Annotated in this window: 10 protein-coding genes and 1 tRNA gene; 4 read left to right on the top strand and 7 right to left on the bottom strand. The window is 40.9% G+C overall.

The genetic code is table 11. The features are described 5' to 3' along the window. Window position 1 precedes the first annotated feature (1 nt). A complete protein-coding gene (locus tag AS141_RS09860) occupies window positions 2-1429 on the top strand; it encodes a sensor histidine kinase (RefSeq protein ID WP_157243422.1) in 1428 nt (475 codons plus the stop codon). Window positions 1430-1469: 40 nt separating this feature from the next. Then, window positions 1470-2207: a phytanoyl-CoA dioxygenase family protein gene (locus AS141_RS09855; RefSeq protein ID WP_057937472.1), complete on the top strand. Its 738-nt coding sequence runs from the start codon at window positions 1470-1472 to the stop codon at window positions 2205-2207. Between the two features lie 211 nt (window positions 2208-2418). On the opposite strand, the gene AS141_RS09850 is transcribed toward AS141_RS09855, so the two are convergent. Next, the gene (locus tag AS141_RS09850) at window positions 2419-2784 is read right to left on the bottom strand and encodes a winged helix-turn-helix transcriptional regulator (protein WP_057937471.1); all 366 of its coding nucleotides are present in this window, start codon (window positions 2782-2784) and stop codon (window positions 2419-2421) included. Window positions 2785-2939: 155 nt separating this feature from the next. On the opposite strand from AS141_RS09850, the gene AS141_RS09845 reads away from it, so the two are divergent. Then, the gene (locus tag AS141_RS09845) at window positions 2940-3821 is read left to right on the top strand and encodes an SDR family oxidoreductase (RefSeq protein WP_057937470.1); all 882 of its coding nucleotides are present in this window, start codon (window positions 2940-2942) and stop codon (window positions 3819-3821) included. 355 nt (window positions 3822-4176) lie between these two features. Here the strand turns inward: AS141_RS09845 and AS141_RS09840 are convergent, their stop codons facing one another. The 6 genes from AS141_RS09840 to AS141_RS09810 all read right to left on the bottom strand — a co-directional run bounded on the left by AS141_RS09840 (window position 4177) and on the right by AS141_RS09810 (window position 12508). Further along, window positions 4177-4941: a hypothetical protein gene (locus AS141_RS09840; protein WP_057937469.1), complete on the bottom strand. Its 765-nt coding sequence runs from the start codon at window positions 4939-4941 to the stop codon at window positions 4177-4179. Between the two features lie 71 nt (window positions 4942-5012). Continuing rightward, window positions 5013-5546 carry a Crp/Fnr family transcriptional regulator gene (locus AS141_RS27385; RefSeq protein ID WP_057937468.1) on the bottom strand — a complete coding sequence of 178 codons (534 nt, stop codon included), beginning with the start codon at window positions 5544-5546 and terminating at the stop codon, window positions 5013-5015. Between the two features lie 575 nt (window positions 5547-6121). Beyond that, entirely contained in the window at window positions 6122-6700 is a 579-nt protein-coding gene (locus tag AS141_RS09830; RefSeq protein WP_057937467.1) for an NAD(P)H-dependent oxidoreductase, read from the bottom strand. 401 nt (window positions 6701-7101) lie between these two features. Next, complete coding sequence (locus tag AS141_RS09820; RefSeq protein ID WP_057937465.1) at window positions 7102-7683, bottom strand: Crp/Fnr family transcriptional regulator; 582 nt, start codon at window positions 7681-7683, stop codon at window positions 7102-7104. 706 nt (window positions 7684-8389) lie between these two features. Further along, complete coding sequence (purL, locus tag AS141_RS09815; RefSeq protein WP_057937464.1) at window positions 8390-12076, bottom strand: phosphoribosylformylglycinamidine synthase; 3687 nt, start codon at window positions 12074-12076, stop codon at window positions 8390-8392. A 357-nt stretch (window positions 12077-12433) separates the two neighbouring features. Next, window positions 12434-12508 (bottom strand) — tRNA-Pro (locus AS141_RS09810). Between the two features lie 403 nt (window positions 12509-12911). On the opposite strand from AS141_RS09810, the gene AS141_RS09805 reads away from it, so the two are divergent. After that, entirely contained in the window at window positions 12912-13532 is a 621-nt protein-coding gene (locus AS141_RS09805; protein ID WP_057937463.1) for a TetR/AcrR family transcriptional regulator, read from the top strand. The last annotated feature ends 8 nt before the right edge of the window (window positions 13533-13540 follow it).

Genomic DNA, 13540 nt, shown 5'->3' with positions numbered 1-13540 from the left:
AGTGGAAAATAATATGGCCCTAGATTACCCTTCAGTATTGTTTTTTTTAGCACTCAATAATTTATTTATTATTGCCTTATTCATCTATCAATATTTTTACCATCACAAGCGATGGTATTTGCTATTAGTTGCCCTAGGGATTACGTTTCAGGTGGTTGCTATCATTCTGTTTAATTTTAGAGATCATTATCCTCCTTTATTTTCCTCCCGGATAAGCAATTTCCTTATGATTTCCAGCTTTGCACTGACTTCATTTGGTCTTCTTTCTTTCGATGGTAAAATTCGAAAAAAGCTCATGTGGGTTTTCATTGCTGCCGTTTGTCTGGGGTTTTCCTGCATTTTAATCGTCGAGGAAAACAACACAATTCTCCATGTTATACGGATTGCATCCTCTTCATTTTTCTTTGGTGTTGGCTCCTATTATCTTTTTATCAATAAGAATAAGTACAAATCCGCTTTACTGATAAGTGGAGTGCTTTTGATCTATTCTGTGTTCCAACTGACCAGGGCTTTTTATATTTACCAATTAGATCAATCTTATATTTATACGACTAATTCAACCATTGGAAATTGGTTTCTGATAGTTTCACTTTTTGTCATAAGTGGTTCCTGTATAGGTTTCATTATGTTATTAAAAGAGATTGATCAAAAAACAATACTTGAAAAAAATATAATAATACAACAGAATCAGTGTAAACTGGAAGAATTACACCTAACCCAAAATAAATTATTTTCCATCATTGCACATGATCTAAGAAATCCATTTAACAATATTATAGGTCTTTCTGAGCTCCTCAAAGAAAACGATATGGGTGAAGTAGAATCTGTAGAATATATCGATCTAATTAATTCTACTGCTAAAAACACCCTTAATCTGCTTGATAACTTGTTGAATTGGGCAAAATCACAAACTGGGGAATTAAGTTTTATCCCAGAGAAAATCATATTGTCCAAAGTCATAACTGAGATACTCTGGCTTAAAGAATCGCTTGCAAAGGCTAAAAACATTTCTTTGAATTATGCACCAACTAGTGATATCGTATTGTATACTGATAAAAATATTTTAGGGACTGTTTTGCGAAATCTAATTTCAAACGCAATAAAATTCACAAATCAAGGAGGATGTATTGATATCTTAACGACCAGAAGAGAGGATAAAGTAGAGATTTCTATTTGTGACAATGGAGTAGGAATGAGTGAAGAGACCATTCGTAAGATTTTTGACCCATCCACTACCATGACATCCCTGGGCACCGATAACGAAGGTGGTTCAGGCTTAGGTCTAGTACTTTGTAGAGAATTTGTGAAAAGATTTGATGGGTGTCTATGGGTTGAAAGTGTAGAAGGACAAGGAAGTAATTTCAAGTTTATCCTACCTTTAGCAAGTGAGGTTTTTCCGTCTTCCATCTCCTTAAGTAAAGAAATTTAAGTGTCTGGCATAATTGCTGTCAATCATAAACTATCTCCATATGCTTATCAAACAAGAAATAGAATTTTTAGAAACCTATGGTTATCTTGATTTAGGACAATTGTTGACTGCAGAGCAGGTCAGGAAAGTGAATGGCCGAATTGACGAATTGATGCAGGCAGAAGGTGAAAATGCAGGAGCAGAACTGGCAGAATCAAAATATATCCGCCACCCGAAAGAAGAGGGGGCAGACCGATTGGCAGATTTGGTCAATAAAGGGCCTGTTTTTGATGTCTTTTATACCCATCCTAGGGTGCTGGCGGGTATTGAAGCCGTATTGGGACAGGCATATAAATTATCCTCTCTCAATTACCGGGCTGCGAGACCCAATCAAGGACTTCAAAAACTTCATGTGGATTGGAAAAACGCGGTAATAAATGATGGGTATCAGGTCTGTAACAGTATTTGGCTTTTGGATGATTTTACTGTCCATAATGGTTCTACCCGAATCGTACCTAGATCCCATAAATGGAGTATTTTGCCAGATGAAGTGATGGCTGACCCTCATGACAAACATCCTGACGAAATCCGGATTATAGCTCCTGCAGGTTCTGTATTTATCTTTAACTCGCACGTGTGGCATGGAGGCACAACCAATAATACTGAGCAGGTGCGAAGAAGTATTCATAGTTATTTCTGTACACGAGAGCAACCCCAACAGATTGACCAAAAAAAATATATCACAGAAGAAACTTTACAGCGGATTGGAGAAAGGGGAAGAGAGATTTTGGATGTTTGAGTCTCCTAAGCCTGTCTCAATCTTTTCAGGTTTTTATCGGAAAGAAAATGACAGGTTGGTTCATTTAGAAATTGAGCATTTCTGGTTTTAGTAGAGATGTGTCCGGTACTCTAGGTGTAGGTATTGACTATGCTTAGATCGTCAGCGATTCTACATCCAGCAGTGAGGGAGTCAAACCCGGTAAACACCAAATTTACGCTTAAGAGCAAAATTAATTGCCGGATTTCGCCCTCGATCGTCTTATTCCATCAATATTCTTGGTTGCCCAGTCAGAAAGACTATGGATATGAGGTAAAAGTGATATTCCCCTTTCCGTAAGGTTATATTCTACCCGAGGGGGGATCTCAGGAAATATCCTACGATGTACCAATCCATCTGACTCAAGTTTTCTCAATGTGACCGTTAGCATCTTCTGTGAGATATCATTCATTGATTTTTGCAGCTCATTGAACCTCATGGTTTCTTCTTCTCCAAGGATTAAAATTACCAGAATTGACCATTTGTCCCCTATGCGGTCTAGTACTGTCCGAATTGGGCAGTTTTCTGAACTTCGATAAATTTCTAAAATTTTCCCCATGCTATATGCTTGATTTTCAATGTTACTTACCCGCAGGTAATTAGGTGACCCAGCCGTGCCTTCTTGTGTAGAAGCTGGTGTCGCAATACCTTTGAGTTACCAAAAGTAACTTAAAATCTTCTGGTAATCTACTTTATAATTTTAACAACACAATCATGAGCAAAATAGTAATAACAGGTGCTTCCGGTCATTTCGGCAAATCCACCATTAATTTTCTTATTGAAAAAGGAGTCCCGGCATCCTCTATCACTGGCCTTTTACGGGATGAGTCCAAAGCAAAAGATCTGATAGATAAGGGGATCAACGTAAAGTTGGGCGATTACACTAACTACCAAAGTTTGGTCACAGCATTTCAGGGTGCGGAGAAACTACTGTTGATTTCGGGAACGGACATTAGCAATCGCGCTTCTCAGCACAGAAATGTGATAAATGCTGCCAAAGAAGCAGGAGTGAATCATATTTTATACACAAGTTTTGAGCGGAAAAATGAGAGCGATGATTCTCCAATGGCCCTTCTTGCCAAATCACACATAGAGACGGATCAGGCACTAAGGGAGAGTGGATTGAATTATACCATTTTCAGGAATAATCTTTACTTGGACGTAATTCCGCTTTTCGTTGGCCAGCAGGTTCTGGAAACTGGTATTTTCTTTCCTGCGGGAGAAGGAAAAGTTGCTTTTGCAGCGCGCGAGAATCTCGCTGAAGCTACCGCCAATGTGCTAATGGAGATAGGACATGAAAACAAGGAATATGCAATGAACAATGTGGAGAACTATACTTTCCAATCTATTGCTGATGAACTTTCAGCATTGACAGGCAATAGAATCCAGTATGTAAGTCCTGAGAGGGAAGTTTACAGAGAAACGCTGACAAAAGCCGGTGTGCCTGCCGAGTATATAGGAATGTTCTCCAGTTTTGCCGAAGCGATCAAGCAAGGTGAATTTGAAAACGTGAAATCTGATCTGGAAAATCTGCTGGGAAAGAAACCTGTTTCTTTGAAGGAATATTTGGCTCAGACTTATACTGTGGGTAACTAATATCCAGTGAATTATAAGAAAAAATCCATTGAAATTAGGCTAGCACCCAAGCTGGACAGATTAAAATGGATTTTAACTACGAGAAGGAGCTTGGTATTATACCGGGCTCCTTCCATTTAGGTCAGATTTTATACTATGCTACCTATAGTAATGATATATGAATTACTGATTATCTACCCATAAAAGCATAGTTGGATTCGGTATATCTGGCGTTAGGTAGAGGGCTGGGGGTCTTAGCGGGTGCGCTAGGTTCTCCAGCAAACATTTACACTTGAATGAGGATGGTTCAAAAAGTAATTGCTGCGGGTTACTGATGATAGTGGCTGCAGGGCCTGGGGTTTATCAGTCAGACTACCTATATGATCTTATAGAGTATTGGCTGTGCGCCAACATTATTTACGTAAAAATTGTCAAGTACATATTTTTTGAATGTTTTCTTGAAAAACAATGAAGGTAAAATATCCAGGAAATTATCCCATCTACAATGGTTGATTATCGAGTATTCCGAATTCTCCATTTCCAAAGGAGAGAGTAATGTAGAGTTGTCGAGACCAGTTTCTTTTTCGAACCAGCCAGCGGTATATTCCCAGACCATTAAGTTCTGTTCCTTGCTTCTGGATGAGAAATAATTGAAGAGGAAAACCCCTTGCTTTTTGTGGTTGACATTATTGATTCTCCGGATATTATAAGCTGAAGTGGTGTGTGTATAGCTGGCAACACTTCTTATTTCATTTAGCATGTTTTTATAGACTTCATTGTTTCTTACTTTATTGCCACTAGTTTCAGAATCTGTCTCTATCAAGATCACAAAATCAAATTTTGCTAAATGTATCTCATTTTTGTTTTCTTTCACATACTCGCCTATCCCGGGAGGAATGATTGTGGCTTTGAAAAGACTGATTTCGATCACGCCAGTGATTTTTTCTAAATCCCTACACCAGTTTTTACATTGCGTGATCAGTTCATTTTTCTTAGAACTGCTAGTCAAGAAAAACTGTGTTGGCTTTTTATCGATTTCCGCTGCAATATGGATGTAGTTTGATTTTGAGGGTTTTACCAAAGAAACCTTGTCGTAATTTAGGTGTGTGTTGACCACTTTTAAGTCTGTGTATTCAGGCATCTGTCGTTTTTTAGTAGTTCGACAAATGTCCAATTTGCTTTCAGCAATTCTTTTATCAAATGATAAATAAGCTATTTAGTTGCCCTTATTCTGCTCAATGAAACCTGGGTGATTCCTAAATAATTTGCAAGGTCCCCTAAAGAAATCCTTTCTAACAGTTTAGGGTTTTTGACAATGAAATTTGAGTATCTTTTTTTCGCGTCTTCCTCAAGAATTTCACTTATTCGAGCCATCATATTCAAGTTTGCCCTGACCATGAATTTCCGGAAAAATGTTTCAAGCTTGTGGTGCTTGAGGCAAAGCTGCTCAAATTCAAAAAAGGACATAGAGAAGTATTCGGTGTTTTCAATGGCTATTATATTATATTTTGAAAACTTCCGTTGGGTGTAACTCTCAATATCTGAAAACAAAATGTTCTCTTCAAAGAAGCGCATTATGAATTCCTTGCCGTCTCCGTTGAAACAAAATTTGACAATTCCCTTTCTTATAAAAAAAAGCTCTTTTGAAAGATTGTTGCTATATGCTAGGTACTCATTTTTGCTAGCACGCTTTAATTTTAGGATTCGTTCCAGTTCAGTTATGGTGGCCTCGTCTAGTTGAGACATCTTATTGCAGAATTCAATAAACTCATTCATTGTTTTTGTCCATTCAGCTATTGAACCGCTTTTTAGGTTCTACCACGAATTTAACAGAAGTCCGGCAATGAAAACCTGACCTGTAGTTGGTTACTTAATTTTAGAGACCGTCATTTAGCCTTTAAAGGCTCATGAGCGTATGTCCTCTTACATTTAAACCCAACCAAAAGTCATGTTTTCCACTAACTTAAGGGTAGAACCGCTTTTTATTATGAAGTCAGCTATTCTTAGTGCTGACAATTTGAGGTTTAACGAAATACAAAGATGGGGATAGTATGAAAACCAGAAGGTACTTCAACATGATTTAAATCACTACCTGGATCAAGTTTAGCGAATTACCAATTTCATGTGTTTATAATTGATTTTTTATGGCCACATGGAATCTCGCATGTAGTATAATCATCCCAGTGTGACGCTTGAGTCATGCTCGATTTGATCTGTTTATAATTATTTTTCTAATGGTCAGAACCGTCCCGTGACAAAGGAAGCGGGAAGTGATCTCGCTTTTAAAGGCAACAGGCTCGATGTCTATTATTATCCCACTCTTACTGATTGGTTTGGCCCAGCTTTTCCACTTTCTTCAGCCATTTTGCTCTAAACTCTTCTTTGGAAAGTCGTATTGGGCCAATAGCTGTAATCCTTACCTTTTTTACCCCTATGTAGTTCAATGTAACCTTTTTCATGGCATGATGACTTGGGCTTCTGTAAACCAATCGGTAATACCATTCCGGTTGATCTAAGGTGCAGATTATTCTGGCTGTTTTTCCGGTGAAGCACTTGTCCCACCATAAGGAATTTTCTCGTTTGTTAAACGCAAAACCAGGAAGCATGACCCTGTCCAAGAAACCTTTCATCATCGCAGGTACAGAACCCCACCACACCGGATAAATCCAAACAAGGTGGTCTGCCCATTTTAGTTTGTCTTGCGCTTCCAATAAATCCGGCTCCAGTTCCGTCCGCTTTCTGTAACCAAATTGTAGGTTTGGGTTGAAATTCAAGTCTCTGATATTGATTTCCTTGATTTCAGCTCCCGATTTTAATGCTCCTTTCTTATAAGCTTCTGAAAGGGCATAGTTGAAACTTTCCTTATCCGGATGGCCGTTTATGAGTAGTGTTTTTTGCATAGTGATTAGAGCCAAGGTTTAAACTTTTCCTCAAATGGAGATCCTGTCAAATTTTCTGTTTTGAAAAAATGATAGACTGCAAAACATGCTGGGATGGTTAAAAAGGCTGTGCAAACAGCAAAAGTGACGGAACTGCTAAAAACAGTTAGGATTTGGGTACCTATTTTCCCAATATAAGCTGCAATGTAATCCTGCTGACTAGTAAAAAAATGATAGATGGATTTGGTGTACTCATAAAAACGAACTGTGATTTCGTATACGAGCCAGCCAGGATAAAACCATTTTCGGATGGGTTCCCACCATGCTCCCCAAATTGATCTCGGTTGTTTGTTGTTTTCTTCCATTTTTTGATCCTTTTTGACAAAGATTATTCAAATGAAAGAGTGATCATTTGATATAGATCAAGTCCTGGTTTTAGGACTTCTTATTCTACTCAAGGTCTCCAATGTGATTCCTAGGTAGGAGGCAATATGGGTAAGCGGGATTCTGTTGGTGATATCCGGATAGATGCTGATCAGGTGCTTAAATCTATCCTCAGCTCTATTGAATTGAATGGTGTAAAGTCTTTCGCATAGCCCCAGCATGGTTTCTGTCACCACTTTGCTGACGAAGCGTTCAAAGTCATGATGCTTCTGAGAAAGACTGTCAAAAGTGGCTTTTGAGAACTCGTAAGCCACTGAATCTTCCACAAACTCCACATAATGAGGGCTAGGTTTGGCACTGAAAAAACTGACAATTGGAGCCATAAACTGATTTTCGAAGGTAAACCAATCAGAAATATCCTTTCCGTCTTTTAAATAGTAAGCTCTGGCACAGCCCGCTACGATCAAATACGCCTTTTCAGAATATTGTCCTTCACGGACGACAATCTCACCTCTTTTAAATGCACTGAGTTTGGAATTGTCCATAAGATCTTGCTGGCATGCTTTGGATAAAGGGGAGTAGAGCTTGCCAAGCTCATTTATTGTTTTCTCGAGTTGCATGGGTTGGGTTTGTGATCATAATAAGGTGAAGTTGGGCTGAACACTATCTTGTTCTGCGCTAAATTAGTCTGCATCTGGGGGATTCTCCAGTAGAAATAGTAATCACAAAGGTATATTTTTCATCACGGACTGGATGCGGTAATAGCCCCTCTAGGGTTGAGTTAGAGATCCGCGCCACGTGCTTTGTAGTTGATTTACGGTATACTACACTTCTTTAAAATCCTCAAATCCGAAACAGAATACCGTAATTATGAATCCAATTTTATATTGAGACTGCTGAGTGACATCCTGTTCGAGTTCTTCCACTGCAATTTCAGCTTATCACTGGAGCTAGGCAGTACCAAGACCAGGGAGAGCTTGGGCGAAAGGTGACCAAGAAAAGCAAAAATCAGAGCGGCTGCCACTTCATAAGCTAGTCTATCAATCTACTAACCCACGGACAGTTTCAAATATCTGCTGATTTGCAAGTCTTGGAGACTGCATGTCATAGGGGCTCAGGAAACTGATATGGGTGAAGCTAGCGTGAGGTGATGAAGTTATTTGACGTGCACTAATTCAGAATTAATTTCTTCCTATTTCAGTGAAATCCGTACGAATTTTCTCGAATACAATGGAGAACCTTAGATTCTATTATTTGGACTGGTAATTAACCAAAAAATCCCTCAGATTACTCCAAGGGATTTAGTTTGTTTTCATCTCTCTGATTTTAGCCTTCAGAATTCGATTCCACCCAATTCCTGGCATTCACAAACGCCTCCATCCAAGGAGTGAAATCATCGTTTCTATCAGCAGGATAATGTGCCCAGTTCCAAGGCTTAAGGCTTCGCTCGATATGTGGCATGATCACCAGGTGACGGCCATCTGCCGATGCGATACCTGCGGTAGCATGATCGGAACCGTTAGGGTTACCTGGATAAGTTTCGTAACTGTACTTCATCACGAAGTTGTATTCTTCACATGGGTTTGGCAGTGCGAACTTACCTTCTCCATGAGCTACCCATACCCCTAGCCTCTGTCCGCTAAGTGAGCCTAACATCACAGAATTATTTTCAGGGATGGTCACGTTTACGAAAGTGGATTCAAACTTATGAGATGCATTATGCAGCATCTTTGGCTTATCCGCATGATCAGGAGTGACCAAACCAAGTTCTATCATCAGCTGGCAACCGTTACATACGCCCAAACTCAAGGTATCAGGTCTGGCGTAGAAGTTGTCCAGCGCTTGCTTAGCCTTAGGGTTATAAAGGAAGGCACCTGCCCAGCCTTTGGCCGAACCCAGTACATCGGAGTTGGAGAATCCGCCCACGAAGACGATCATCTGCACATCTTCCAAGTTTTCCCGGCCTGCGATCAGGTCGGTCATATGTACATCTTTCACTTCAAATCCTGCCAACCAAAGGGAGTAAGCCATCTCACGATCGCCGTTCACACCTTTTTCACGGATGATCGCTGCTTTCGCTTTGCCTTTCTCAGTTCTGAAAGGATTCAGTCCAGCTGATGCAAAGTCGCCTTTCCATCCTTCTGCAAATTCAAATGCCAGTGGTTGTTTTTTATAATTGTCAAAGCGGTCTTTGGCTAGTTTCTCGCCGCTTTGCTTACTGTCCAATAAATAGGAAGATCTGAACCATACATCGCGTAATTCTTCGATGTCAAGGGTAAGATCTTTTCCAGCAAACTCTATGTTACCCGAATCAGTTACTTTCGCCAGCTCCACATAATCTATGTCAGCTTCTACCAATAAGGCTTCAACCGCATGATCATCTGCTACCTGAATCAGGATGCCAGGATTTTCTGCAAACAAGGCTTTCACCATATCCGGCTCATGCAAGCGGTCCAGTTTTACTTTTAAGCCTATGTTCTGCACTGGAAAACACATCTCCAACAAGGCAGTGATCAAACCGCCTGAAGAAATATCGTGTCCTGCAAGCACCCAAGTCTGATCGATCAGATCTTGAATAGCTGTAAATGCCTGTGCAAAATAGTGTGGGTCTTTAACGTCCGGCGTTTCAGTTCCGACTTTATTCAAGGCCTGATAGAAGCTGGAGCCAGCCAGTTTGAAAGCATCCTTGGAAAAATCTATGTAGAGGATTCTGCTTCCTTTGATAGATTTCAGGGCAGTTTTTACGGTTTTTTGCACGTCAGAGCATTCGCCTACAGTAGAGATAATTACTGTACCCGGCGAGTAAACCGTTTTTCCGTCAGGATATTTCTGAGTCATGGAAAGGGAGTCTTTTCCAGTCGGGATATTCACACCCAAGTCAATTGCAAACTTTGAAACTGCCTCTACCGCTCTATATAGCCTGTCGTTTTCGCCCTTGTTCTTGGCAGGCCACATCCAGTTAGCAGAAAGTGAAATGCCCTGCAAGCCATCTTGGATCGGAGCAAAAATCAAGTTGGTCATTGCCTCAGCAATCGCCAGACGGCTACCTGCTTCGGGATTTGCCAAGGCTGCTATCGGCGCATGTCCTATGGAAGTTGCGATGCCCTTATTTCCTGTGAAATCTAAGGCCATTACAGCCACATCATTCAACGGTAGTTGGATCTCACCTACAGTCTGCTGTGTTGCCACACGACCCGTCACGGATCTATCTACTTTATTTGTCAACCAATCCTTACAGGCTACCGCTTCCAATTGAAGTACCTCTCGTACATAGGCTTGGATCAGGTCAGCTTCATAGTTTGCTTCTTCAAAAGTTGCGTTGGTCGTATCGTCTTCCAAAATGGTTTTGGGCGAAGAGCCGAACATATAGCTCAGGTTCCAGTCCACCGGTTTCTCTCCGGTTTTGCCATTTTCGAATTTGAAATGCATATCACCGGTTGTCTCACCCACCACATAGAATGGTGCACGTTCACGATCAGAGACCTGATGTAAGGTATCTACGTCTTTTTTACCGATCACCAATCCCATACGCTCCTGTGATTCATTTCCAATGATTTCCTTGGCGGAAAGGGTAGGGTCACCCACAGGCAATTTATCGATGTGGATCGTTCCCCCCGCATCTTCCACCAACTCAGATAGGCAGTTCAAATGTCCGCCGGCTCCATGATCATGGATAGATATAATTGGGTTATTTTCGCTCTCAGCCATGGCGCGGATCACATTGGAAACACGTTTTTGCATCTCAGGATTGGAGCGCTGGATGGCGTTTAGCTCAATTGCATTGGAAAGCTCACCTGTGTTCAAAGAAGAAACCGCCGAACCGCCCATTCCGATTCTATAGTTGTCACCACCCATGATCACAATCTGATCACCGGCTTTTGGGGCATCTTTTTTCGTGTAGTTGGCATTGGTGAAGCCTACGCCACCAGCCAGCATGATGACTTTGTCAAAACCGTGATGCTTGCCGTCTTCCTCATGCTCGAAAGTCAAAAGGGACCCGGAGATCAGCGGTTGACCGAATTTATTTCCGAAATCAGAAGCTCCGTTTGAAGCTTTGATCAGAATGTCCATCGGAGTTTGGTACAGCCAGGGACGTTCTTCCAACTTGCTTTCCCAGGATCTCCCTTTCTCGGAACGAGAGTAAGAAGTCATGTAGACAGCCGTTCCTGCGAGAGGAATAGAGGCAGTACCACCAGCCATACGGTCTCTGATTTCTCCGCCAGCTCCGGTGGCGGCGCCGTTGAAAGGCTCCACAGTAGTCGGAAAGTTGTGTGTTTCAGCTTTTAGGGAAATGACGGTGTCTATCATGCGTGTTTCAAAGAAGTCCGCCTGATGCGCAGTCTTCGGTGCAAATTGCTGTGCCTTTGGTCCACCAACAAAGGCTACGTTGTCCTTGTAAGCTGAAGCGATCCGGTTAGGGTGTGCTTTGGAAGTTTCTTTGATGAGTTGGAAAAGCGTCTGAGGCTTTTCTACTCCGTCTATGATAAAAGTACCGTTGAAAATCTTATGACGGCAATGTTCTGAGTTCACTTGGGAAAACCCGAAAACCTCAGAATCCGTCAATGGACGCTCTAATTGTTTGGAAACATTGTTCAGGTAATCCACTTCTACCTGGCTTAGTGCCAATCCGTGCTCCCTATTATATGCAGCGATATCGTTGATTTGTACGATCGCTTCCGGCTGCAGGTGTATATCAAAAATCTCCTGATCCAACCCATCAAAAGCGTGCTGAAGCATGGGGTCTATCTGCTCTCCTTCATTGAGGGGGAAAAACTCCTCGATTCGAAGAATGCCCGGAACCCCCATATTTGCTGTGATTTCAACAGCATTGGTGGACCACGGGGTAATCATTTCCTTACGTGGGCCTGAGTAGTTACCGGAAAGTGAAGGGCTGCTAATGGCTGTAGCTCCGCCAAAAAGCCAAGTCAGCTTTTCTAGGTCTTCTAGTGCGAAAGGTTGTGGGGATTGTACAGCGTAAACGGTTTTTTGAGGGGATTCAAAGAAGAAAATCATGTCCTTTGGCTGGTAAGTTGCAAAGGTACGGAATTGGGAGGTAGATTGAAAAATTTGAAATTGAAATAACTTGATTGACGCAAGTCTTCAGACTTGCATTTTAAAATTCTCATATATACTTCAACTTTGTACAACCTGACATTTAGTTCTAAGGTGTAGCTATTAACAAAAGGTTGCGATCATTGAAATGCAGCCTTAAGACTGCAATATTTTAGGTCCAAGTCTGAAGAGCTATGAATCAGACTTGCGCCGTGGTAAATCAGTCGTCAGACTGCTTCGCATTATATAAGTATAAAAATTGTATGCAAACGAAAAAGGAGTTACGATTTTTTGTATCGAAACTCCTTACTAATCAAGTCGGGGTGACAGGATTTGAACCTGCGACCTCACGCCCCCCAGACGTGTACGCTAACCGGGCTGCGCTACACCCCGAGCAAATGCGAAAATAGCAATTTGATTCTTACTTCTATAATTATATAGCATGTATCGTAAAAAAAAGTAGTTTCTGGAAGGGATAGACAGGAGCTCATTTTTAAACTATTCTAACCCGAAAATTTTAACAACCTGCTATACCGATCAATTCTTCTGGTTGTAGTAAAATGGAGATACGTTTTGATTGGTTGTCGCATGGTCAATTTTTCAATTCTTGCAATTGACTGTTAGTTTTACCAATCTATAATTCTAAAATATAGCCTTACTGTTCGTTTTCGCGCACTTTTGTTCATTATTTTCCTATTAATGCCGAATATTGTTCGTTTTTGATACGCAGGAAACTTTTGACGGGGTAAAAGTTTCTGTATTTTTGCATTGGAAAATTTTGGTGAATACTAATTAAATGAGAGATAAGATTTTAAAGATAGCCAGTGAGCAATTTGGTCAGTACGGGATTAGGGCAATTACTATGGAAGATATTGCCCGGTTGGCAGGGATTTCCAAAAAGACATTGTATCAGGAATTCAAGGATAAAAAAGAACTCGTAAAGGAGACTTTTTCCATGGCTTTGGTAGAGGACCAGCAGGCTATCGCAAAATTTATGGAGGAGGAAGATGGGGTAATTGAACATTTGTTGCACACATCAAAAATGGTTTGTGAGCGATTGGCCACATTGAATCCAATGGTGCTATTAGAGATCCAAAAGTATTTTCCGGATGTATGGAAAATGTTCAATGAATTTAAAGAAAGAATTATTGTGACAGATATCGTCAATGTAATTGAGAAAGGAAAGGCGCTAGGCTACTTTCGTCCTGAAATCAATGCGAAATTGCTGGCTAATATGAGGGTGAATCAAATCAGTGCTGCCATGAGCCCAGTTAACTTTCCTGAAGTAGATTTTGATTTGGTGACGCTCCATAAGCAGATGCTTGATCATTTCTTGCACGGCATATTTACCGAAACAGGCAGGAAGGCCTATATGGAAAAGCGTAATTCAAATCATTCCAACGGAGGCATAGAATAATCAAATAT

This window comes from Algoriphagus resistens, assembly GCF_001442615.1.
Lineage (GTDB): Bacteria > Bacteroidota > Bacteroidia > Cytophagales > Cyclobacteriaceae > Algoriphagus > Algoriphagus resistens.
This window is presented reverse-complemented; position numbering and strand designations above follow the sequence as displayed.